The 22160-nt window shown below is 46.1% G+C and carries 21 protein-coding genes, 1 tRNA gene and 1 other annotated feature; of the genes, 3 read left to right on the top strand and 19 right to left on the bottom strand.

The features are described 5' to 3' along the window. Positions 1-9: 9 nt before the first annotated feature. From pheS to BLR06_RS00160, 5 genes are all read right to left on the bottom strand, one after another. Positions 10-1032, bottom strand: coding sequence for a phenylalanine--tRNA ligase subunit alpha (pheS, locus tag BLR06_RS00180; protein WP_092067103.1), 1023 nt, complete (start codon positions 1030-1032; stop codon positions 10-12). Positions 1033-1287: 255 nt separating this feature from the next. Beyond that, the gene (locus BLR06_RS20305; protein ID WP_092067101.1) at positions 1288-1377 is read right to left on the bottom strand and encodes a YqzL family protein; all 90 of its coding nucleotides are present in this window, start codon (positions 1375-1377) and stop codon (positions 1288-1290) included. 89 nt (positions 1378-1466) lie between these two features. After that, positions 1467-2258: a TrmH family RNA methyltransferase gene (locus BLR06_RS00170; RefSeq protein ID WP_218039622.1), complete on the bottom strand. Its 792-nt coding sequence runs from the start codon at positions 2256-2258 to the stop codon at positions 1467-1469. A 5-nt stretch (positions 2259-2263) separates the two neighbouring features. After that, positions 2264-2920, bottom strand: coding sequence for a potassium channel family protein (locus BLR06_RS00165; RefSeq protein ID WP_092069691.1), 657 nt, complete (start codon positions 2918-2920; stop codon positions 2264-2266). A 47-nt stretch (positions 2921-2967) separates the two neighbouring features. Beyond that, a complete protein-coding gene (locus tag BLR06_RS00160) occupies positions 2968-4329 on the bottom strand; it encodes a TrkH family potassium uptake protein (RefSeq protein WP_422699896.1) in 1362 nt (453 codons plus the stop codon). A gap of 280 nt (positions 4330-4609) precedes the next feature. On the opposite strand from BLR06_RS00160, the gene BLR06_RS00155 reads away from it, so the two are divergent. Further along, the gene (locus tag BLR06_RS00155; protein ID WP_092067095.1) at positions 4610-5101 is read left to right on the top strand and encodes a hypothetical protein; all 492 of its coding nucleotides are present in this window, start codon (positions 4610-4612) and stop codon (positions 5099-5101) included. Between the two features lie 248 nt (positions 5102-5349). On the opposite strand, the gene BLR06_RS00150 is transcribed toward BLR06_RS00155, so the two are convergent. The 13 genes from BLR06_RS00150 to BLR06_RS00090 form a co-directional block, all read right to left on the bottom strand. After that, a complete protein-coding gene (locus BLR06_RS00150; protein ID WP_092067092.1) occupies positions 5350-6204 on the bottom strand; it encodes a class II fructose-bisphosphate aldolase in 855 nt (284 codons plus the stop codon). A gap of 190 nt (positions 6205-6394) precedes the next feature. Further along, positions 6395-6751 (bottom strand): 50S ribosomal protein L20, encoded by a 357-nt coding sequence (rplT, locus tag BLR06_RS00145; protein WP_092067090.1) that lies wholly within the window; start codon positions 6749-6751, stop codon positions 6395-6397. A gap of 33 nt (positions 6752-6784) precedes the next feature. Then, complete coding sequence (rpmI, locus tag BLR06_RS00140) at positions 6785-6982, bottom strand: 50S ribosomal protein L35 (protein ID WP_092067088.1); 198 nt, start codon at positions 6980-6982, stop codon at positions 6785-6787. A gap of 14 nt (positions 6983-6996) precedes the next feature. Beyond that, the gene (gene infC / locus BLR06_RS00135; protein WP_092067086.1) at positions 6997-7515 is read right to left on the bottom strand and encodes a translation initiation factor IF-3; all 519 of its coding nucleotides are present in this window, start codon (positions 7513-7515) and stop codon (positions 6997-6999) included. 28 nt (positions 7516-7543) lie between these two features. Next, positions 7544-7670 (bottom strand) — a sequence feature (ribosomal protein L20 leader region). Between the two features lie 51 nt (positions 7671-7721). After that, positions 7722-9632, bottom strand: coding sequence for a threonine--tRNA ligase (gene thrS / locus BLR06_RS00130; protein ID WP_092067084.1), 1911 nt, complete (start codon positions 9630-9632; stop codon positions 7722-7724). A gap of 332 nt (positions 9633-9964) precedes the next feature. Beyond that, the gene (gene ytxC / locus BLR06_RS00125) at positions 9965-10873 is read right to left on the bottom strand and encodes a putative sporulation protein YtxC (RefSeq protein ID WP_092067082.1); all 909 of its coding nucleotides are present in this window, start codon (positions 10871-10873) and stop codon (positions 9965-9967) included. A gap of 137 nt (positions 10874-11010) precedes the next feature. Further along, positions 11011-11826: an ethanolamine utilization protein EutJ gene (eutJ, locus tag BLR06_RS00120; protein WP_092067080.1), complete on the bottom strand. Its 816-nt coding sequence runs from the start codon at positions 11824-11826 to the stop codon at positions 11011-11013. A gap of 249 nt (positions 11827-12075) precedes the next feature. Further along, positions 12076-13170: a nicotinate-nucleotide--dimethylbenzimidazole phosphoribosyltransferase gene (cobT, locus tag BLR06_RS00115; RefSeq protein WP_092067078.1), complete on the bottom strand. Its 1095-nt coding sequence runs from the start codon at positions 13168-13170 to the stop codon at positions 12076-12078. Beyond that, complete coding sequence (cobT, locus tag BLR06_RS00110) at positions 13160-14248, bottom strand: nicotinate-nucleotide--dimethylbenzimidazole phosphoribosyltransferase (RefSeq protein WP_092067076.1); 1089 nt, start codon at positions 14246-14248, stop codon at positions 13160-13162. The genes cobT (BLR06_RS00115) and cobT (BLR06_RS00110) overlap by 11 nt, the downstream gene beginning before the upstream one ends. A gap of 508 nt (positions 14249-14756) precedes the next feature. Beyond that, entirely contained in the window at positions 14757-15323 is a 567-nt protein-coding gene (locus BLR06_RS00105) for a GDSL-type esterase/lipase family protein (protein ID WP_092067074.1), read from the bottom strand. Between the two features lie 11 nt (positions 15324-15334). Then, entirely contained in the window at positions 15335-15838 is a 504-nt protein-coding gene (gene nrdG / locus BLR06_RS00100; protein ID WP_092067072.1) for an anaerobic ribonucleoside-triphosphate reductase activating protein, read from the bottom strand. Continuing rightward, positions 15831-18236: an anaerobic ribonucleoside triphosphate reductase gene (locus BLR06_RS00095; RefSeq protein ID WP_092067070.1), complete on the bottom strand. Its 2406-nt coding sequence runs from the start codon at positions 18234-18236 to the stop codon at positions 15831-15833. Before BLR06_RS00095 ends, nrdG begins: the two co-directional genes overlap by 8 nt. Positions 18237-18897: 661 nt before the next feature. Continuing rightward, positions 18898-19134, bottom strand: a complete 237-nt coding sequence (locus tag BLR06_RS00090; RefSeq protein ID WP_092067068.1) for a hypothetical protein — start codon at positions 19132-19134, stop codon at positions 18898-18900. A 164-nt stretch (positions 19135-19298) separates the two neighbouring features. Here BLR06_RS00090 and BLR06_RS00085 point away from each other — a divergent pair, with 164 nt between their 5' ends. Together BLR06_RS00085 and BLR06_RS00080 are read left to right on the top strand one after the other, a co-directional pair. Beyond that, the gene (locus tag BLR06_RS00085) at positions 19299-19523 is read left to right on the top strand and encodes a hypothetical protein (protein WP_092067066.1); all 225 of its coding nucleotides are present in this window, start codon (positions 19299-19301) and stop codon (positions 19521-19523) included. A gap of 664 nt (positions 19524-20187) precedes the next feature. Continuing rightward, a tRNA-Val gene (locus BLR06_RS00080) sits at positions 20188-20264 on the top strand. A gap of 689 nt (positions 20265-20953) precedes the next feature. Here the strand turns inward: BLR06_RS00080 and BLR06_RS00075 are convergent. After that, positions 20954-21964 (bottom strand): Bug family tripartite tricarboxylate transporter substrate binding protein, encoded by a 1011-nt coding sequence (locus tag BLR06_RS00075; protein WP_245698032.1) that lies wholly within the window; start codon positions 21962-21964, stop codon positions 20954-20956. Between the last annotated feature and the right edge of the window lie 196 nt (positions 21965-22160).

Below are 22160 nucleotides of genomic sequence, written 5' to 3'. Positions count from 1 at the left end.
CATTTCAATTTAAAACTGACGCAAAAACCGCAAATCATTGTCATAAAACAGCCGTAGATCATCAATGCCATAAATCAGCATGGCAATCCGCTCCACGCCCATCCCAAACGCAAAACCGCTCACCTGTTCAGGATCGTACTTACTCATTTCCAGCACCCGGGGATGAACCATCCCGGAGCCGAGTATTTCCAGCCAGCCTGTACCCTTGCAAACCCGGCAGCCTTTACTGCTGCACATTACGCAGGAAATATCGACTTCCGCACTGGGTTCAGTAAACGGAAAAAAGCTTGGCCTGAAGCGGACTCCGACCTTGCTGCCGAACATTTCATGAATGAATAATTCCAGCGTCCCTTTAAGATCAGCCAAGCTAATTCCCTTATCGACAACCAGGCCTTCCACCTGATGAAACATTGGCGAATGCGTGGCATCATAATCCCGGCGGTAAACCTTGCCCGGGGCGATCACTCTAATTGGCTGGTTAGGCTCACTACGCTGCATTGTCCTCACCTGCACCGGCGAAGTATGGGTACGCAGCACCAGTTCCTCGGTAATAAAAAACGAATCCTGCATATCACGGGCCGGATGGTCTTTGGGCAAATTCAGCGCTTCGAAATTATAATAATCGGTTTCGATTTCCGGTCCGTCCGCGATGGCAAAGCCCAGACGCATAAAAATGGATTTAATTTGCTCAAGCGTGGCAGTCAAAGGATGCTTATGCCCGCCGCCGCCTTTTCGTCCGGGCAGCGTTACGTCAATCTTCTCTGAGGCCAGCCGCAAAGCAAGCTGAGCTTGCTTCAATTCATTGCTTTTGGCTTCAACCAGCAGCTCCAGCTCAGTTCTGACTTCGTTGACAATTTGTCCAACCCGCGGCCGTTCCTCCGGAGCCAGTGCGCCTAATCCCCGCAATACGGCCGTCAAACTTCCTTTTTTTCCTAAATATTTAACCCTTAATTCATTCAGTTTATCAACATTTTGCGCTGCCGCCAGCTCTGTTGCCGCCTGTCGTCTCAGGTCATGTAATTGCTGTTCCATACATACCTCCTAATGAATTGGATATAAAAAAACTTTCACCCCGAAAGGGGCGAAAGCATGCTTTCGCGGTACCACCCTGATTGATACTCACTGTTCCTTAACGCGGAATAACGTCCGGCCTACGCAAGTCAACTCTTCAGCAGAAAACTCAGGAGTGAACTTCTGTCAGCTGTTTTCAGAATCGCTCTCAATCTAGACGACATCTTCCCTGTGAAAACAAATCGTAACATACTCTCTCCGTCATCGCAAATAACACTATTGTAACATTAACCTTTTATACAATAAGTATGCAGCAATAGAACCAGTGGCTTCAAATACTCTCCAAAAGAATTCGGCGGTCACCATATGACCACATCCCTCCAGCTTATTCTTGGAAATTTAGGGATCATTGCTAGAGCAATTATAACACATTCAGTTGGAAAGCACAAGGAAAGCTAACACCGCTGCCGGACGGCTTCATACAGAATAACTGCAGCCGCAGCCGCAACATTTAATGATTCCGCCCGGCCTAGAATCGGTATGTAAATACGCTCCTCAGCCTTATCTAATAGTACCGGATTTACCCCCTGGCCCTCATTGCCGAACACAATAGCCACCGGCTGTTTGTAATCGGCTGCTAAATAATTCCGGGCAGAAGCTAAGGAAGTTGCCAGCAGAGCGATGTCCTGTTCTTGCAGTAAGTGGATTAAGTCTTCATAAATCACACCTTCCACGAGCGGGATATGAAACAGCGAGCCCATAGTGGACCGCACCGCCTTGCCGGCGTAAAGGTCAGTACACCCTTTCGTAAGGATGACGGCAGTCGCTCCGGCCGCATCCGCAGTTCGAATAACTGCGCCAAGATTGCCGGGATCCTGCAGACCATCCAAAATTACCAGCAGCGCCTGATCAGTGTCCAGCACCGACGACAAAGCTTGGCTGTTCCTGCGGATTAATGTCATGATCCCCTGCGGCTGCTCGGTATCGGAAATTTTGGCATAAACCGCCCCGGATACCGCAAGCAAGCGGCAGTCTCTGGCCGACAGGGTATTGATGATGGCCTGCACCCGCTGATTGGCCAAAGCCTGCTCCGTATATAAACAAGACTCAATCCGCCAGTTCGAGCCAATGGCTTCTTCTACCAGCCGCACTCCTTCGGCCATAAATAAGCCTGTTGCCTCGCGATGCTTGCGTTGTTTCAATGAAGCGGCCAATTTAACCGTACTATTTTGTAAGCTGGTTATCATCCCTGTCACTCCAGTTCCTCCAACCGCTGAACCCCCTCGTTGCCGCCAACGACCACGAGGATATCATTTTCATGTATTTTTTCGTCAGGCAGCGGCGTCACAATAACTGACTCGCCCCGTTTGATTGCCACTACGTTAATACCATATGTTCCGCGAAGATCAGCTTCAATTAAGCTCTGATTAATTAGCCTTTTGGGTGCATTGATTTCCGCAATACTAAATTGCGGTGAAAGCTCAATATAATCCAATACGTTGGTTGACACTAGGTTATGGGCCACCCGCTGGGCCATATCGCGTTCCGGATATACCACCCGGTCTGCACCTAATTTATGCAGCATTTTACCGTGCAGCGGATTGCGGGCTTTCGCGACAATATGCCGGACTCCCAGTTCCTTAAGCTGCAAAGTAGTTAAAACATTGGCCTGAATGTCCTCGCCAATGGATACTACCACCACATCAAAATTTCTGATGCCTAAAGCCAGCAACGCATCCTCATCAGTGGTGTCGGCTTGTACCACATGAGTGACGCTGTCGCTCACTTCCTGCACCCGTTGCTCATCCTTATCAATTGCCAGCACATCATAACCCATTTTATGCAGAGTATCTGCCATGCTGATGCCAAAGCGGCCCAGGCCAATCACCGCAAACTGCTTCTTTTTCAAAAGTTCCCCCTCCTGCTGTTCACCTATCTCAACTTCCTTATTTTCCACTAGCCTATTGTTATCTTGCCCTCCGGATACTGAACAGGCGACTTTTTCGTTCGCAGCGCCAATGCCAGCGCCAGGGTGACCGGCCCCACCCTGCCGGCAAACATGGTGATTGCGATCAACACCTTGCCCCAGTCACTTAATGAAGCGGTAATGCCCATACTTAAACCAACCGTGCCAAAAGCCGATACCACTTCAAACAGAATAGCCAGAAAAGGCAGATCTTCACTGACGCTGAGCATCATCGTGACAAAAATAACCAGGGCGGCGGCAATAAACACTACGGCAAAGGACTTATAGATAATATTTTGGGAAATCCGGCGTTGAAACAGCTCAGCATCATTCTTCCCTCTGATCAAGGCCCAAATAGCTGCGCTTAGCACGGCAAACGTAGTCGTCTTAACGCCGCCGCCCGTCGAAGCCGGTGAAGCGCCTATAAACATCAAAATAATCAAAAAAAACTGCGTCGCTCTCTGCAAATCGGCAATATTCAAAGTATGATAGCCCGCACTGCGCGGCGTAACAGCCTGAAAATAACTGCCAAGCAGCTTGCCTTTGAGCGATAACGCTCCCAGGGTATTAGGATTATCGTATTCCAGCAAAAATACAACGATTGCTCCAAAAGCAATCAAAAATCCGGAGGTCGCCAATACTACTTTGGTATGCAGTGAACACGCAGCAAACTTTTTATTCTCCCATAAATCGGCCAGCACTGCAAAACCAATCCCGCCCAGAATAACCATTACACTGACAGACAGATTGACGGTAACATCCTCAACATGACCGGTCAGCCCCTGATATCCGCCGAACAAGTCAAAGCCGGCGTTACAGAAAGAGGAAATGGCATGCCAGTAACCAAAATAAATGCCCTCTAAACCATACTCCGGATACCATCGGACCGCCAGAATGGTACCGCCGGTAAATTCAATCGCCAGCGTAACCTGTATCACATACTTGGTCAGCCTGACGATCCCGGCAAAAGTCAGTTGATTGAGCGCCTCCTGCATAACCAGGCGTTCCCGCAATTGAATTTTTTTACGCATTAATAAAGCCATCAGGGTCGCCATGGTCATAATGCCCAGTCCGCCGGCCTGAATTAACAAAATCAACACAATTTGACCAAAGCGTGAGAAATAAGCACCCGTATCAACAATTGACAGACCGGTCACGCACACCGCTGAAGTTGATGTAAATAAAGCATCGACAAAACTCAGGCTTTGACCGGTAGCCGAGGCCAGCGGCATCATGAGCAGAAATGCGCCTGCCAGGATTAAGCCGGCAAAGCTCAGGCTAAGAACTTGATATGGCGTCAGTTTCCAGCGGGTAACATCCAGTAAATTAGCCGCTTCAGACTTTTGTTCCAAAATTTCCACTCCAGTAAAATAAAGTACATGCATTATTATAAAGGCAGATGCTCCCTCTGTCTAATATTATTCAGGTTAATTGAGTGATACTGTCTCAGCCCTGCGCAAGCGGTTAATGGTATCCAGCGCCTGGCCCGGTATTCTGCGATCGACACCGAAATCATTACTAAAATAATGACGCCACACAATTTTACATATTTAGCTTATGGTAAAAATCACATCATAATAGTATAATTCACTAAAAAGGGAACATTTGTAATTCATATAACGGAGGCGTAAAATGACGATAAAAAATTTTTACTTAGTAGTTTTGCTGGTAGCTTTATTTTGTTTAACAATTATCCCCAGTACATCGTCAGCCGCCAGTGCATCGATCATCGCGGTAAGAACAGATGGAATGGATACTCATGAATTTGATACGGCTATGCCTGATTTGTCAGGCGCAAGAGTACCACGAAACACAACAGTTGAATATTATCCGGCCTATCCGGCGAGTACTTCTTATCTACAGCTTAAAATACAATCAACCGGCCTTAACTATCCATATTTGATCGTCGAAGGTGAAAATAAAAAATTACCCTATACCATTGAGTCAACCACTTACAGCGGTTTATATAGAATTGATCTTGTCCAAATTGCACTTAGTGATCTAAACGTTAACTCAACCACAAACGATTTCTTTACAAATCAAATCGGTCTTACATACTATGGCCCCGGAACATCAGGGTGGGTAACCGGCAATACCGTGATCATCAGATGGTTGAAAGAATAATAATTATACCTGATGCAACAAACACAAGCCCAGCATTTAGCCGTAAGGTAAAAGCCGGGCTTGTTTACGTTCTATACAGCATCAAGTACGTCTGTTCCTAAAAGCAAGGGCAACTTAGCAGTCTTTTCCCTCCTGCTTCGTTGCCCGCACCTTACAGATCCGCTTGGCACGGCTCCTTCGTCTCGCAGGCAGGAAAAATCCTTGCAAATTTATTCCTGTTCTAAATATCTGTTAGCGTAACCAAATGGTTACATTGCCGCAGCCTTTAAAATGCAGTCAAAATTCAGCATATAACTGCGCGCCGAATCTTTGACGCCTTTCTTAACAACGGACATGAGATGTATATAATTTGAGGTAGCCTTTTTGCTTAGCTCGGATTTTAATTTTTCAGCCGCCGTCAAGGACATGTCTGTGGCAATATTGACCTTGGAAATGCCCGAACTGATCGAATTGCGGTAGTCAGCCGCAGCCAGTTTAGCGCCGCCGTGCATAACCAGCGGGATGTCAATGGTACTGCTTAGTTCGTTCAACCGTGAAAAATTCAGCATGGTCCTCCCGCGGTAAGCGCCGTGATGATTGCCGATAGCGACTGCCAGCGCATCAACCTCGGTTCTGTCAACAAATTCAGCAGCCGCATCGGCCGTCACCAGATGTTCGTCACTGATCGCTTCAATATTGCTGCAACTACCAATATAGCCCAATTCTCCTTCGACTGATACGCCAAGAGAATGGGCTATTCGACAAATTTCTTTTGTTCGGTTTAGATTGTCCGCAAATGACAGGCTGGACCCGTCAAACATCACAGAGGTAAAGCCCCAGTGTATGGCTTTCATAATTCCGTCCCGGGTATAGCCATGATCTAAGTGGAGAGCGATTGGAACATGAGCTCTTTTTGCTACCCGGACCATTGCAGCACTTAAGGTATCAACGTCAACAAACTTAAACAAACGCTCAGGAATTCCAACAACCAGGGGAGTTTTCAGTTCTTCCGCAACTTCGACAACAGCGCCTAGAGTCTCAAAGTTAAATACATTAAAACCGCCAACTGCATATTTCCGCTTGCGGGCATCCTGAAGTACTTCTCGCAGGGTTACCAAGGCCAAGAGAAACTCCTCCTTCGGGTTAAGTTTTTATTCTTCATAGTTTAATCCGTTTGTTATATAATATTCTAAAACTGTAAAAAAAACCCTGCAAATATTGACCAAATTTTCACATTATTTCCCCGCTGGTCTGAATAAACTACAAAAGGATTCCGGCTATCAGCCGAAATCCTTAATCAGTACCTTAAGTAATTTATTGCAGTTGCTCTTTTGCGGTGGCGACCAATTGGCCGAAAGCCGCACTGTCGTTGACAGCAAGATCAGCCAGCATCTTCCGGTTAACTTCTACGCCGGCTTTCTTCAGGCCATTAATCAATTGACTGTAAGAAATACCGTTAATACGGGCTGCGGCATTAATCCGGGCAATCCATAATTTTCGAAAATCGCCTTTTTTGGCGCGCCGGTCACTGCGGGCATAGTACAGAGCCTTCATCACAGTTTCATTGGCTTTTTTAAACTGCTTGCTCCTTGCACCCCGATACCCTTTGGCTAGTTTTAAAATCTTTTTATGACGTCTATGTGCAGTCACGCCTTTTTTAACTCTTGGCATGTTCGTTACCTCCTCATTAATATGTGTGGTTTCTTAGGCGTAAGGAAGCATTCTTGCTACACGCTCATGATCAGACTTGCTGACAAGAGCGGCCTTACGCAGGTTGCGTTTGCGGGCAGGTGATTTTTTTTCAAGAATATGCTTTTTAAACGCTTTGGCCCGTTTGAATTCGCCGGTACCGGTTGCTTTAAAACGTTTTGCAGCACTTTTACGGGTTTTCATTTTCGGCATTGTTTGTTCCTCCTTTAGTTATGCGGCTTTGGTGATAGGATCATTATCATATTTTTACCTTCAAGCTTTGGCTCACGCTCAACTGTTACCAGATTTTTGAGTTCATTGGCCATTTTAACTAATATCTGTCTACCTAATTCAGGATGGGATAACTCCCTGCCCCGAAACATGATGGTGACTTTAACCTTGTCGCCATCTTCGATAAACCTAAGAGCATTCTTCAGCTTGACGTTAAAATCGTGATCTTCAATATTAGGACGAAGTTTTACTTCTTTGACAGTTACCACTTTTTGCTTTTTCTTCGCCTCTTTATCGCGCTTTTGCTGTTCGAATTTAAATTTCCCGTAATCCATAATCCGGCAAACCGGGGGCTTCCCCATTGGCGCCACTTCTACCAGGTCCAATTGTTGCTCGGCCGCCAGACGCAGGGCTTCCCTGGTCGGCATAATTCCTAGCTGTTCACCGGTGGAACTTGTTACACGAACCTCTCTTGCACGAATTTCCTCATTGATTTTTAAACTTTCTTTACTAATTGAGACTCACCTCCTGAAAATTTGGGGCTATAAATAATAAAAGCGGGTGACAAAAGCCACCCGCACCAATAGTAAAATCAGACTATGGTCACTATCAACCTTACGAGCTGCACAGGCGCTGAAAGGTGAGAAGCGGATGGCTTCTACTTAATATTAAGACTTACCATGTAATACTAGCACCATATTCCAATAAAGTCAAGCAAGGATTAAGACTTTTCGACAATTTGGGTCAAAACTTCAGTAATAAACGCAGCTACCGGTTTAGCCCCAAGATCTCCTTCACCGCGTTTCCTTACCGCCACATTGCCCGACTCGGCTTCCTTGTCGCCGACGACCAGAATATACGGAACTTTTTCCAGTTGTCCTTCGCGAATCTTATAGCCAATCTTTTCATTGCGCTCATCAACTTCAACCCGGATATCCCGGTCAAACATCTGACCGGCTATTTTTTGGGCATAGTCAATATGGCGGTCAGTAATCGGCAGTATTTTTACCTGCACCGGCGCCAGCCAAACCGGGAATGCCCCGGCATAATGCTCAATCAGGATTCCGATAAAGCGTTCAAGGCTGCCGTAAGCAACCCGGTGTATCATGACCGGGCGGTGTTTCTGACCGTCTTCGCCCACATAGGTCAGATCAAACTTCTCCGGCAGCATCATATCCAGCTGAATGGTCCCGCACTGCCAGGTACGGCCGATAGAATCCCTGAGATGAAAATCTATTTTAGGCCCGTAGAAAGCGCCGTCGCCTTCGTTGATTTTATAGACCATGCCGCGCTCCTCCAACGCTTCCTGCAGGGCGTTTGTCGCAGTTTCCCATATTTCATCAGACCCCATGGCCTTTTCGGGTTTAGTGCTTAACTCGGCATGATAGCTTAAGCCGAAGGTACTGTACACCGTATCAAACAAATCAATCACCCGGTTAATTTCCGACTTGATCTGTGAAGACAGCATAAAGATATGAGCGTCATCCTGCGTAAAACTCCTCACCCGCATTAGGCCGTGCAGCGCCCCGGACAGCTCATGACGGTGCACCAAGCCTAGCTCGGCCGTCCGCAGCGGAAAATCGCGGTAACTGTGGTGCTGCGTACGGTAAACCAGTATACCGCCCGGACAGTTCATTGGTTTAACGGCATAGCCTTCATCATCAATGGTAGTAAAGTACATATTTTCGCGGTAATGATCCCAGTGACCGGATTGCTGCCATAATTTCTGCGTAAGAATAATCGGGGTCTTGATCTCCTGATAGCCATATTTCACATGCAGCCTGCGCCAGAAGTTTTCCAGTTCATTGCGGATTATCATACCTTTGGCATGAAAAAAAGGAAACCCTGGCCCTTCCTCCTGAAGGCTGAACAAATCCAGTTCCCGGCCTAATTTGCGATGATCGCGTTTGGCCGCTTCCTCCAGCATCGTTAAATAGGCGTCAAGTTCAGCTTTTTTTTCAAAAGCGGTGCCGTAAATCCGCTGCAGCATTTTCCGTTTTTCATCGCCGCGCCAATAAGCGCCGGCCAGACTTTGCAGTTTGACCGCTTTAACCCGCCCGGTTGAAACCACATGGGGTCCGGCGCACAAATCACTAAATTCTCCTTGCTGATACAAAGAAATGGTAACGTCAGCCGGTAAATCCCGGATTAACTCAACTTTATAGGCCTCGCCTAAGGCTTCAAATTTTTCAATTGCAGCGTCCCGGGTAAGCTCCAGCCGTTCAATCGGAAGATTCTCCTGAATGATTTTCTCCATTTCGGCTTGAATCTTAGCTAAATCCTCACTGCTGAAAGGCTTAGGAGTATCAAAATCATAATAAAAGCCATTGACAATTGCCGGTCCAATCGCCAGCTTTACATCACGATACAGCCGTTTAACCGCCTGGGCCAAAACGTGCGAAGCACTATGCCGCAAAACATCCTTGCCTTCAGCATCCTCAAAGGTAACAAACTCCACCGCCGCATCCGCAGCCAGCGGCAGACGCAAATCCACCAGTTTTCCGTCCACCTTAGCCGCCAAAGCGCTTTTTGCCAAACTGCGGCTTAGGGATTTGACAAACTCCTGAAGAGTAGTATTCTTCTCAACTTCACGGCTGCTGCCGTCTTTCAGAGTAACGATAATCTTTTCCATATTTATCCCTCCTGCAAATTGCCATTCACTAGCCAAGCTGTCAACGATACCACTGTCAGCGGAAAATAAAAAAACTCCAGTCCCTGACTAAGGGACGAGAGTTCTAACCCGCGGTTCCACCCTGATTGGCCAATGGCCCATCTTCATTTGGCTAACGGGGGAATAACCCCGGCCTGGCTTACTAAGTTCAACCAGACAGTTTAGAGGCGGTAACAAATAGTCCGCTACATTTAAAATGCTTGCAGCCTGTGGCATTTTTTCTCTGGATGCGCAAAACTGTTGTCATGTCCTCATCATTACTTTTCTTATATGATTTTTTATCTATTATATAGTTATCTGTCGACACTGTCAATATGGATACCTGCTAAACATAATTCACACCCGGAGCATACAATCACCCGGCCTTCAAATACGCTTTTGATGGTTTCCACAATATCGCTCCGCCGGGCAGCGCCGGTATTGTGCAGAATAATATTATAAGGAGCGATGGTAATTAACGCCGTAATCAGCAAGTCCTCATAGTTAATCTGACCGCTGCTTTGTGCGGCAAAGTTCTCCAGGTATTGACTGTTCACGGCCTTGCCGTGCGAGTCCAGCACCCGGTAAGTTCCGCCCTTGTCAACAACCACATGCACTTCTTCCACTCTGGTTTCCTGCACATCGACGAAATAACGGAGCACACTGATAAACTCCTGATGCTCAACCTCCATCATAAAATCATCAACCGCTTTATCCACCAGATCAGTTAATTTATCCCGGTACTCTTTCAGCCGGAAATTGATAAATCCCTCAACAACCAACTCGTGATGAGTATCCAAATAGTCCGCTAATTTCCCTAAGATAGAATCACGCCTGGCCGTGTAATTAAAGGCCGGCTCCAGCAGGCTGCTGCCTTCCAATAACTTCAGGGCGTTATGATAAATGATACTGCGCTCGTTTTCGCTAAAATAATGATAATTATGCTCGACAATCCGTCTGATTATCTTTTTTTCTTCATGGGCTACAATGATTTCGGCTAAAATAGCCGCAACATAACTTTTTAACAGGTTCTTAATCCGCTCATAGTTGCGAAATGATAATTCGCCCTCAATCACATTACAGCCAAGAAAGGTATAATGCCCTTTATTTATTTCATCAATGGCGACCCGAAAGCCTTCCTGTGTTAATTTTATGCAATCAAGCTGCAATTTTGCCCGGACTTCATCCGTTGTATCAGTTAATCCAACCGAAAGTAATTTCATCTAACTCACTCCTTTCTGGTTTATTATATGTTTAGCAGCTTGATTGCATACAAAGCAATCAACAATAAAAAAGCAACCCGCCGGATTGCTTTTTTATTGACTTTCCTATTTTACCACTCTTTTAACAATTGCCGCCATCAGCCAAATAGGGCAATACCCAGGGGGGTAACCAGCAGCGGATGTGGCGGTACATGAACCTGACGTCCGAAGGCTTTACTGAACTCCGCCCCAAAACCAGTCAAATAAGCAGTGCCCCCCACCACGTAAACCGGATACTCATGATACTCATTGCGGCCGGCCAGCATATCTTTTACAACAGTGGCCATCTTTTCAATGACTGGCAGGATGACCGGCATAATTTTGCAATGACTCTGACAATCCTTCTTTAATGCCTCGGCTTCGGCAAAAGATATCCGGTAAGCACCGGCCAGCACCAAGGATATATGGGTGCCGCCGGTTGGCTCGTCAGCAGTAAATACCAGTTCCCCGTTCTTTAAGACAGCGATGCCGGTAGTACCGCCGCCAATATCCACGACAATACCATGGCTGATTTTCAAAGCCTTGGCGGCGGCAACCGGCTCGTCCACCTGGCAAACAGGCTCCAGACCGGCTCCTGCAATGACATGGCTGCAGGCCAAAGCGTTGCGTCCCACGGTACCGGGCGGTATGGCTGTCGCGCCCTGCTCCAGGGTTACGCCCATTCTTTCCTCCACCTCTTTTTTTAATTCCTCAACAATCTCGGTGGCTCCGCGAAAATCAACTACCAGGCCGTCCCTGACCACTTCCGCCCAGCGCAGGCTGCCGGCAACCGGATTTCCATCACTGTCGGTTACCACCAGAACCACATCAGCTGTACCAAGATCAACGCCGACTTTATACGGTCCCGGTAAATCGGCTACCGTCCCCTGCTCAATCAAGTCATACAATTGATTGATTTTTTCGTATGCATCCATATGGTTTCCTCCATCCGGCTCTTATCCAGCTTTGCTCACTTTATGCCAAAATATAATCATTTATTGGTTTCCGGATAAAAAAAATAAATCCTGTCGCCGCAACCCTAAATTCATAGCTTATTATTTTAAATTATTGCTCCAATTTATCCCCTTAATAGTCATGCCCAGTTGCAGGCTTATTTACAACTGGGCGACTTCCAATACCATTATGATGATGACGGGAGGGTACAGCCAGCTGGTAAACGGCCGTTACTCATCCCGGACATCTTTACTTTGCTTTAGCGCCCCCGGCCCATCCTGCGCCACCGCCACTTCGGCTTCACCGAACGTTTTCATATCATTCATGACATGCAGAGCGGCGTTGATCAGCGACATCCCCATAGCGGCTCCAGTTCCTTCGCCTAACCGCATATCAAGATACAAATAGGCCGGGACATCAATTATGGTTAAAGCTGCTTTGTGCGCCGGCTCAACCGAATAATGAGAACCAATCAGATAATCTTTCACTTGCGGCGCCAGCTTAACGGCAATTAAGGCGGCCGCAGTCGTGACCAGGCCATCCAGCACAATTACCGCCCTGCCGGCGGCGGCGCCCAGGATTACGCCAGCCAGTCCTGCAATTTCAAAGCCGCCGACTTTACTTAGTACATCCAACGGATCATTTGCCTCCGGCTGATTTACCGCCAGGGCAGCTTTAATCACCTGAACTTTTTTATTCAGGATCGTATCGGCAACACCCGTTCCGTAGCCTGTTAATTCCGCTACACTTTGCTCCGCATAACAGGCCACAATTGCCGTAGCCGCAGTTGTGCCGGCAATCCCCATTTCGCCCAGTCCCAGCACGCCTATCCCCTTTTCCGTTTCAGCAAGCGCTATTTTAATCCCGGCGTTAATCGCCTGCAGGGCTTGACCACGGGTCATGGCCGGCTGCTCCGCCAAATTTTTTGTTCCATAGGCGACTTTTTTATCATGCAGGCAGACACTATGCGGCAGTTCGGCAGCTACGCCAATGTCCACCAGCACTAAATCAGCCTCCACATGCTGCGCGAACACATTGATGGCCGCGCCGCCCCGGCAAAAAGTTTCCATCATTTGAGCTGTTACTTCCTGCGGGCAATCACTAACTCCTTCCGCGCTCACGCCATGATCGCCGCCCATTAAGACGATACTCTTCTTTAAGGACCGCGGCCGCGCGTTACCGGTAACGCCGGCGATTTTCCTGATTAAGTATTCAAACGATTGCAGGCTGGCCAGCGGTTTGGTTAAATTATCAATTCTTAACTGGCATTTTTCCATAGCTGCCTGATCTAAAGGTTTAATCTGTGAAATGGTCTCATCCAGCATTACAACGTCCTCCTCCCGGGATAGCGGCTTTTACTAGCCCGGACTGGTCAAACGAGGTCATATGTTGCAGCAGCTTAATGGAAACACTCAGCATATCAACCACCATTGATGCCCCAATCGCTTCACCCAGCCGCACGCCCATATCCAGGCAAGCCTGCAAGTTCAGATAATTCAGGGCAATGATATGGGCAGGTTCACCGGACAAATGGGAGGCAAACATGTATTTCTTACTCAACGGATTAATTGCAGCGGCAATTAAAGCCGCTGCAGTTGTATTTAGTCCGTCAATAACAACGGCGCACCGGTTTGCGGCCGCGCCCAGAATCACCCCGGTCAAAGCGCCGATCTCAAAGCCGCCCACTTTGGCCAGTACATCAATTCCGTCTGCTTTATCCGGATGGTTTACCGTTAACGCCTGGCGAACAACTTCAATCTTCACCTTCATCCGGCTATCGGAAATGCCCGTACCCCGGCCGGTAACCGTCTCCGGCGACAGGCCGGTAAAAGCGGCGACAATAGCCGCACTGGCGGTTGTATTGCCAATCCCCATTTCGCCAAGGCTAAAGCAGCGATAACCTTCCTGCGCCTTGCAATTGACAATGTCAATACCGGTTTCTATCGCCTGCACTGCTTGTTCATAGCTCATTGCCGGACCTTGGGTAAAGTCGTTCGTACCATAAGCAATCTTTCGCTGCCACAACCCCGGCACATCAGATAAATCACCGGCTATCCCCATATCAACAACCACCATATCGGCGCCGCAAAAATTGGCGAAGGCATTGGCGCTCGCACCTTTGGAGACCAGGTAATTGGCAGTCATATGCATCGTAGTCTCAACAGGATAGGCGCTAATGCCATGCTTCGCTACCCCATGGTCGGCTGAAGTCACCACCATACAGCTACGCGGCGCCTTAGGCTCAGTCTCGCCGGTAATTCCGGCATATTGCTTGACCATATCCTCCAGCCGGCCCAAACTGCCTCGCGGTTTGCTCAGGCGGTCAAGGCGCTCCTGCACCCCTTCCATTACCTCAAGGTTAAGCGGAGTAATTTTAGCTAATGTGTCATGTAATAAATTCATTTCGCCCTCCATTGTTCTTGACTGGCATAATTAAAAGAAAGACCTTTTCACAACACCCAAAAATCCCCCAAAACAGTCTTATGTATTCCCAACGGGAAGGCTGTATCAGTTCAGCCTTCCCGCCCTATACACTACATTTAACCATCTATATCAAACGATGTCATTATAACAAATTTCTGCTATTTCCGTCAACGACGATATCCGGCCTGCGCCATTCATTGGCCCCACTGAAAACTACAGTAATTTGCATCGTCGCCGGTAAGCCACCCCTGGCGCACCTAAAGCAAGGATAAAAAAACAGCCCGCCGGTTGGGCAGGCCTTAAAATCTTCAAATATCATACGGCGGCATAGCTAGTGCTTGACAAAGTTAAATCTCAGCTTAGACAGCGTAGCCTTTTTCGTACGCGTTGTCATCGCCTTACATCTTGCCGATCTGTGCGGCTCCTTCGCCTTGCCGGACGTAAAAGCTCACGCAATTCAGCCCCCGGCTTTAGACTTGGCCGGCCACTAATCAACTTCCGGGGTTAACCTCCCAAAAAATCCGCTTGCAGTCTCCCCCATTAGCCGGTATCCTGTTTGACTGGGGTGTAACTCATCGACATATAAGTTTTGCCAGGCATTACGGGCGGCATAGGCCTGGAAAGCGGCATAAAAGTCAACATAACAGATTCCTGCTGTACGGGCATATTCATACATTCTGAGACGATACGTATGCAAAATTTCCTCTTCAACCGGACTGAGAGAGGGAACTGGGATACCAATGACCGGTTTAATACCCTCGTTAACAGCCAGCTCAGTCATTTTAACAATATTGTTTTCAACCAGACTGGCTGCAGCTTTGCTACAGGCGTCATTGGTTCCGCCAAGAATAAACGTATAGTGCGGTTTGACGGCAAGCACATCGGCTGCAAACCGCTTCAACATTCCGCTGGTTGTATCGCCGCATACGCCCCGGTTGGCCACCGCCCGGCGCCCGTGGTTGCCAATAGAGTTTAACCAGGAAAAAGCCGGGCCAAAAGGGTAGCCGTAAGTAATCGAATCACCGATAGCCGCTATTTTAATTTTAGCACCCATGTACTCATCTCCTAAAGGGAATGTCTCAGCAAAACAGCTTGTTTTCTCCTTAAACTTTCAGGAACAGCGATCAGACGCTGATTGGCGGAACCCCGAAACGGCAAATTATAGCTTTTCATTTCCGGAACAAATTTGCCATCCACCAGCACATCAATATGATTGAGAAATTGCACACACTCCGGCTGCTCCAGCAATTCCTCGAAAGTGAAGCCCGTATAACACCAAATATTCCGGCCTTGTTCTTTTAATGCCCGGGCAACTGCCGCACAGCTTTTCGCCTGCAGCATCGGCTCCCCGCCGGAAAATGTTACGCCTGACTGCATTGGAACTGCCAGTATTTCCCGAATAATTGCCGAAACCGTTTTTTCAAATCCGCCGGTTGGGCAGTGAGTCGCAGGATTATGGCATTCCGGGCATTGATGAACACAGCCCTGACACCACACAACGGTGCGCAGCCCGGGTCCATCCACCACAGAATCAATGGTAATGTCAGCGGCCAGACGCAGGTTAAGCATGAGTTTTCCGGCCATCCAGATGCTTAACCCGGTCTTTTTCTTCAGCTCGTTTACCGTTATTCCATTTCTCCATCGTTCCTACCAGATAGCCGGTAATACGACGAATCCGTTCGAAGGGCATGCTGCCCGGCCCTTGTTCTTTGCGGCCGCATTTGGGACAAATATCGCCAATGACACCGGTAAAGCCACAAGCCGGGTCACGGTCCACCGGATGATTAATTGAACCATAGCCAATATTCGATTCTTTCATTTTACGCACAACCAGCTCAAAAGCATCAGGATTTTTGGTCATATCGCCATCTAATTCGATATAAGTAATATGTCCGGCATTGGTAAAAGCATGATAGGGGGCTTCCAGCTCGATTTTGCGGCTGGCGCTGATTGGGAAATACACCGGAATATGAAAACCGTTCGTATAGTATTCCCGGTCGGTTACTCCCGGAATACCGCCGAATTTCGTATGATCAATTTTTACAAACCGCCCGGACAAACCTTCCGCCGGTGTGGCAATCAGCGAAAAGTTAAGCTGATAAGCATTGGCGGCCTCATCCATTCTGCGGCGCAGATGGCCGATAATCTCCAGGCCTAAATTCTGAGCCTCTGCCGTTTCGCCGTGATGGCTGCCGGTTAACGCCTTTAACGTTTCCGCCAGGCCAATGAAACCGGCAGTCAGTGTGCCGTGTTTAATGACCTCTTCGAGGCGGTCCTCCCAGTTCAGCTGCTCGGCTCCATACCAGATATTTTGACCCATCAGAAAAGGAAAATTTTTTACCTTTTTATTCTTCTGGATTTCATACCGCTCTAGCAACTGAGCAATAACCAAATCGATAACCTCATCCAAATCCCGGTAAAACCCGGTCAGATCAGGCTGCTCACGCTCACCGCGGGCTATCCCGTATTTAATTCCCAGCCGCGGCAGATTGATACTGGTAAACGATAGATTGCCGCGCCCAAACACAATTCCGTCCGACTCCGGAAACACTGAGCCAACCACGCGGGTACGGCACCCCATAGTCGCTACTTCCGTTTCAGGCCGCCCCGGTTGATAATACTGCAAATTGAATGGAGCATCCAAAAAAACAAAATTGGGGAACAGCCGTTTAGCGGATACGCGGCAGGACAGCTTAAACAAATCATAATTGGGGTCCTGCGGATTGTAATTTATCCCTTCCTTCACCTTGAAGATGCTGATCGGAAATATTGCCGTTTCACCATTGCCCAGCCCCCGCTCGACCGATAACAAAAACTGTTCCGCCACCAGTTTGCCTTCAGGTGACACATCTGTGCCGAAATTCACGCTGCTAAACGGCACCTGCGCTCCGGCCCGTGAATGCATCGTGTTAAGATTATGCAGAAAGCCTTCCATTGCCTGGTATGTCTTTTTCATTGTTTCATTTCTGGCAAACCGGTAAACCGTGGTTTGCAGTCTGACGGTCCGCATCTCGTCCAGCTCGACGCCGGCCTCCTGCAAAGCTGCTCTCAGTCTAACCGTCTCAGACTCCCGGTACAACGCATAGTGTGTCTCGCCGATCCGCGGGAATTCTGCGTTTTCCTGGTACGGGTCCACGACTTTCTCTACAATCGCCTCAACCGCGGCCTCCGGCAAAGAGTCAAACTGAAGCATCACCGCTTTGGTCAGATTGTCCTTGTAAAGTCTTACAAAAGTCTTGGCAACACCTGGCGCCAGCCCGTAATCAAAATTAGGAATAGACTGTCCGCCATGTTGATCATTCTGATTGCTTTGAATGGCAATGGCCGCTAAAGCGGCATAACTCATAATGTCCTGAGGTTCCCGCAAATGCCCGTGTCCGGTAGAAAAACCATTCTTAAACAGCTTATGAATATCAATCTGGCAGCAAGTCAACGTGCCAATCGCCTCAAAATCCATATCATGAATATGAATGACACCCTCTTGATGCGCCAAAGCGTGAGCGTTTTTTAAAATATGGTGGATAACAAATTGTTTAGAACCGGTAGCACCATACTGCAGCATTGTCCCCATTGCGGTATTGCCGTCCACATTGGCATTCTCCCGTTTGCTATCCACCTGCTCCGCATCCTTAAAGGTAATATCTTTATATTCCAGCATCAGGCGCATATTGGCTTCACGGATCTGTGTGCGCTGCGCCCGGTAGCCAATATATTTTTTGGCTACTGCCACTTCCCGGGATCGAATTAGCACATCTTCGACAATATCCTGAATCTCTTCAACTGAAATACTTTGTTTTCCCGACTCGGTAATCAAAGAAACGACCTTCTCGGTTAATGCTTTGACCTTCTTGGTATCGACAATACCATCAAAATTCTCCGTATAGGCTTTTTGAATCGCATCATAGACCTTCACCGTATGAAATTCACTTTTACGGCCATCGCGCTTGATTACCAGTAAATTATTCATGATTGCCAACTCCATCTCCTACTTCCATTATCCAATAGCACAACTCATCAAATGTCTGAATATATTCTATCACATTAACCAATTCGTACCAAAGAACAAAATACTAAATATGGTGTTATTTTAAGCTGTTTGCGACTATATATTGTATATTTATCTCCGTATATTACAAGCTCCGGCTTTTTTATGCGCCAGCCTTAGGCCGGTTCCGGCACAATCATGGATACTAAAGCAAAGACTGACTTGCCTGGCCATACCAGTCAAACTTCGCTTTGCGGCGAAAACTTTCAAACTTATTTTTAAGGTGGAAGCTATCCTTCCGGTAAAAAAAGAAGCCTCAGCAGATTACTGAGGCCACAAAAATCATTATTCATATATGGGAGGAGTCGTCTCTAATCATAACCACCAATTTTTAGAACTTTTTTAGAAAATGCTGGTCGTTAAAAAAGTGACTAAACGGACAATGATTTTTTTACACCGCTGCGTTTACCGGATAAAAAAATCCGCCCACCCGTAGGGCAGACGGAAATAGAGGGTAGGTTTATTTGAACAGAAAGCGGTTGAGCACTCTGTTGTTTTGCATGATTCTATCATAATCGCCAACTTTTAGAATTTTTTTAGAAAGGCTGCCCGCATTCAGCGCCTGCTTTTTCAGGCAGTTATCCTATTGCCTGCGCTCCTGCACTGCAGTAGTTTTTTCATGTTTCGTGTTTATTTTAATTGTATGTCGGTCGGCATTTGCCTTCACATTGACTTGATAGGACGTTTCCGAATCTTTAATGATGGTTACTTCAATTTCACCGCCAAATTTATAATTCTCAAAAGCATACATTACATTATTAATAAAATTGCCGGTTACTTCAAGCTTTTTAATATCCTCAATAACTTTATCCAATATCATCCACGTACACCTCTTTTTTATCTGGCCGGTAATGATATCATTGGCTTAAGTCTGAAAAAATATTATGGATACTATAATAAGTGCAAATAATTAAATCCTACCATTAGACAAAACAATAAATTCAGAATATAATGAAAATAGAAGTAAATAAAAGGAGGTTGGGTATGATGTTTAAAGATTATCCTGCTACTCAATTATTTCTTCTATCTTTGCTAGGTTTAACTGTACTGATTTTAATAACTCCCTTTATCAAAGAATGGCACTATTGCGCCGCGCTGTTAGACAGCCTCAAATTCATTGTAAAGGTAATCTGTGGATTTTTCTTCTACTTTACGATTATTGATGTTATTAATGGCTTATTCTCCCGCAGACGAAAGCAGCTTCACTAATGAACCGAAGGCGTCGGCCGCAATAAATCTTCCGCCTGCGTTCCGTTTGGACTGGTATAGTCAATTCAGGCAGTGAATCGGTTCAAACCGAGTGCATAAGAACTAATTTCGTTTACTGTAAAAAGCCGGGAACCGTTTTTTTCGTGTTCGTTACGACAAAGGCAAATGAAACAATTCCTTATATTCAGATAAAATGCTTAATTCATAGAAATACATGAGTAAATATAAAAGTATGAAGATCCAGAATACCATATCGGTCATTTTAACAGACATACAGATCCCCCCCATATCAGCATAGCACTTGAATATAATGCAATAATTAATTTAATGTAAATTTTTAATTAATTATTGTAAAAAAACACCGGCTATAAGCCGCTGCTGTTCTCATTGCCCTTCATCCATATTTTGAATAGTAAGGTTTACAAAACGTGCTTTCCAGCCTTGCGGCCTGGCAGCACGTTTTTTTCGGCACTCTGTACCCGCGTTTAACGCGGGATTATACAAAAACCATCCGCCTTAAACGCGGAAAGAAAGTAAGTGTAACTCTACTAACCAGAAGAAGCAGTTAGTCATTATAACTGCCTTCATAATGGTGTAATGGATTTTCGAAAATTATTCCTTGCAGAATTATATGTTATGTTATATAATATAAAAGTATCGTTAAGGGGTTATAGCTCAGTTGGTTAGAGCGCTTCGTTGACATCGAAGAGGTCAGGGATTCGAGTTCCTTTAACCCCACCAGTAAATACGCGGGTTTGCAGCTAAACTGCAAACCCGTTTTTTGCTTCTATACTGCAACCGTACTGCACCTGCTTTTGATTATTTTTACGGTGCTTCACGCTATCTCTTAGCAAGTAATTCATATTCCGCTTGGCTGACATTCATAGTTATAATTACATGCTCTTTAATAAAGTAATTTCATTTTTTCTTGATCGCCGGTTAATATGTTGTCTGTCTTTTCTATTATTATAATTAACCTCTTTTCACTAGTATAAACGCAAATTCCTATTGCAAAAACTTGCAAAAACAAATCGCATAATGTAGTCAATTCATATGTAGGTTTTTCGACTTTTCTATCATATTTTGTCGATTATCCTATGAACTTACAAACCAGTCCGGTCAGGGACTGGCTTTTCTTTTCTCTAAGAAGTATTGATTTTTTAGACATTCAATATTATCCTTTCTAAACACGGAAACCTATAATTAATCGGTAAGTCAGAATATTATTTTATTATACACTCAGAACATACGTTCCGTAAATGTGGTAATAAATAATTTACATTTATTAAACTTTAGTATAAATACCTTAAGCGATCTTCTATATAGAATTTTGGTAACACCCCAACATGTTGCCAAAAATTACTATATTATATTCAATAAAAAGTCCGGCCAGTGAGTGATGGTCACGACCGGACTTTTTATTGAATATATTACTTTTTCTGTTCAGCAATTTTTTCAGCAATACCAGATTCTTTGACTACTTTTGTAAGTCTTCTTGTTTCTTTAAGCCATTTTTGAAAAAATTCTTCATGCCCTAAGTAATTAACTTCCATGCCTAGCTTTCTCATGTTTTCTATGTACTCAGGATCATTCACTGTTTTTTCAAGTCCAGCTAACAATTTATCTTTTATTTCCGGCGGCATGCCTTTGTGGATGCCGATGCCATACCAGAATGTAAATACTACGTCTAACCCTTGCTCTTGAAGAGTGGGAATGTCACTCAGTAATGGATTATTCACCCTCTTTATATCAGCAATTCCTAAAACTTTTGTCTTGCCGCTTTTTACATGTTCACTTATCGGAATTGGAGAAGTGATAATAAATTGTACATGTCCCCCCAGCAAAGCTGCAAGAGCCTCAGCCTCTCCTTTAAAAGGTACTTGGGTCAATGAAATATTGCCTTTGTTAGCTATCATTTCGCCAACAACATGAGTTGCCGCACCTAACCCACCATGCCCGAATTTAATATCACCAGGATGCTGTTTAGCGTAATCAATTAAATCATTAATGTTGCTCCATGCTGAATCAGAACGTACAAGCACAACTGCCGGCAGTTCCACAATCTGCACTAAGGGATCTATGGCGGAGGGATAGTGATATCCGGTTGTCCCATAGAGCGGCTGCAGTAATACAGTTGTAGTTATTGTTCCCAACGTATACCCATCATCCTGGGATTCAACTAGTTCATTCCAGCCCAAAACACCTCCAGCACCAGGCAGGTTTTTTATGATAATATTCTGCCCAAGGTGGTTGTGAGCTACTTTCCCTAGCGCTCTAGACATCACATCATTACTGCCGCCAGGCGCAAACGGCACAATCAGCGTAATCGCCTTATCCGGATACTTCCCGGCAGCAGTTGCCGGCGTATCTTTCGTTCCGCAGCCAGCAACCAGCCCCATCGAACATAACAGCATTAAGGATAGCGCAATTGGTTTTCTCATTTTCACAGCATTTCCTCCCTTAATTCGTTTTAATTCGATTTTATACCCGATTACATAAAAAACATTGTCATATTTTGTCAAGGGGGGGAAATAAAACCGGTCAGCAAGAATGCCAACTGGAACAATTCACTCTATATTCTGACTGGATTTGTCAATAAAAAAAGCCCCACACCACCATCAGGCAGCACAAGGTTTT

Source organism: Dendrosporobacter quercicolus, from assembly GCF_900104455.1.
GTDB classification, from domain to species: Bacteria; Bacillota; Negativicutes; order DSM-1736; family Dendrosporobacteraceae; genus Dendrosporobacter; species Dendrosporobacter quercicolus.
The sequence above is the reverse complement of the archived record's forward strand: the minus strand, read 5'-3'. Positions and strand labels throughout refer to the sequence as shown.

What these genes read in the sequence shown, in the direction of transcription:
- rpmI (WP_092067088.1), bottom strand. Translation starts at nt 6,982, where the DNA reads ATGCCGAAAATGAAAACCCGTAAAAGTGCTGCAAAACGTTTTAAAGCA.
- cobT (WP_092067076.1), bottom strand. Translation starts at nt 14,248, where the DNA reads ATGAATTTATTACATGACACATTAGCTAAAATTACTCCGCTTAACCTT.
- rplT (WP_092067090.1), bottom strand. Translation starts at nt 6,751, where the DNA reads ATGCCAAGAGTTAAAAAAGGCGTGACTGCACATAGACGTCATAAAAAG.
- BLR06_RS20305 (WP_092067101.1), bottom strand. Translation starts at nt 1,377, where the DNA reads ATGGTGACCGCCGAATTCTTTTGGAGAGTATTTGAAGCCACTGGTTCT.
- BLR06_RS00155 (WP_092067095.1), top strand. Translation starts at nt 4,610, where the DNA reads ATGACGATAAAAAATTTTTACTTAGTAGTTTTGCTGGTAGCTTTATTT.
- eutJ (WP_092067080.1), bottom strand. Translation starts at nt 11,826, where the DNA reads ATGGATGCATACGAAAAAATCAATCAATTGTATGACTTGATTGAGCAG.
- cobT (WP_092067078.1), bottom strand. Translation starts at nt 13,170, where the DNA reads ATGCTGGATGAGACCATTTCACAGATTAAACCTTTAGATCAGGCAGCT.
- thrS (WP_092067084.1), bottom strand. Translation starts at nt 9,632, where the DNA reads ATGGAAAAGATTATCGTTACTCTGAAAGACGGCAGCAGCCGTGAAGTT.
- ytxC (WP_092067082.1), bottom strand. Translation starts at nt 10,873, where the DNA reads ATGAAATTACTTTCGGTTGGATTAACTGATACAACGGATGAAGTCCGG.
- BLR06_RS00170 (WP_218039622.1), bottom strand. Translation starts at nt 2,258, where the DNA reads ATGATAACCAGCTTACAAAATAGTACGGTTAAATTGGCCGCTTCATTG.
- BLR06_RS00105 (WP_092067074.1), bottom strand. Translation starts at nt 15,323, where the DNA reads ATGGGTGCTAAAATTAAAATAGCGGCTATCGGTGATTCGATTACTTAC.
- pheS (WP_092067103.1), bottom strand. Translation starts at nt 1,032, where the DNA reads ATGGAACAGCAATTACATGACCTGAGACGACAGGCGGCAACAGAGCTG.
- BLR06_RS00075 (WP_245698032.1), bottom strand. Translation starts at nt 21,964, where the DNA reads ATGAGAAAACCAATTGCGCTATCCTTAATGCTGTTATGTTCGATGGGG.
- BLR06_RS00090 (WP_092067068.1), bottom strand. Translation starts at nt 19,134, where the DNA reads ATGATATTGGATAAAGTTATTGAGGATATTAAAAAGCTTGAAGTAACC.
- BLR06_RS00095 (WP_092067070.1), bottom strand. Translation starts at nt 18,236, where the DNA reads ATGAATAATTTACTGGTAATCAAGCGCGATGGCCGTAAAAGTGAATTT.
- BLR06_RS00085 (WP_092067066.1), top strand. Translation starts at nt 19,299, where the DNA reads ATGATGTTTAAAGATTATCCTGCTACTCAATTATTTCTTCTATCTTTG.
- nrdG (WP_092067072.1), bottom strand. Translation starts at nt 15,838, where the DNA reads ATGCTTAACCTGCGTCTGGCCGCTGACATTACCATTGATTCTGTGGTG.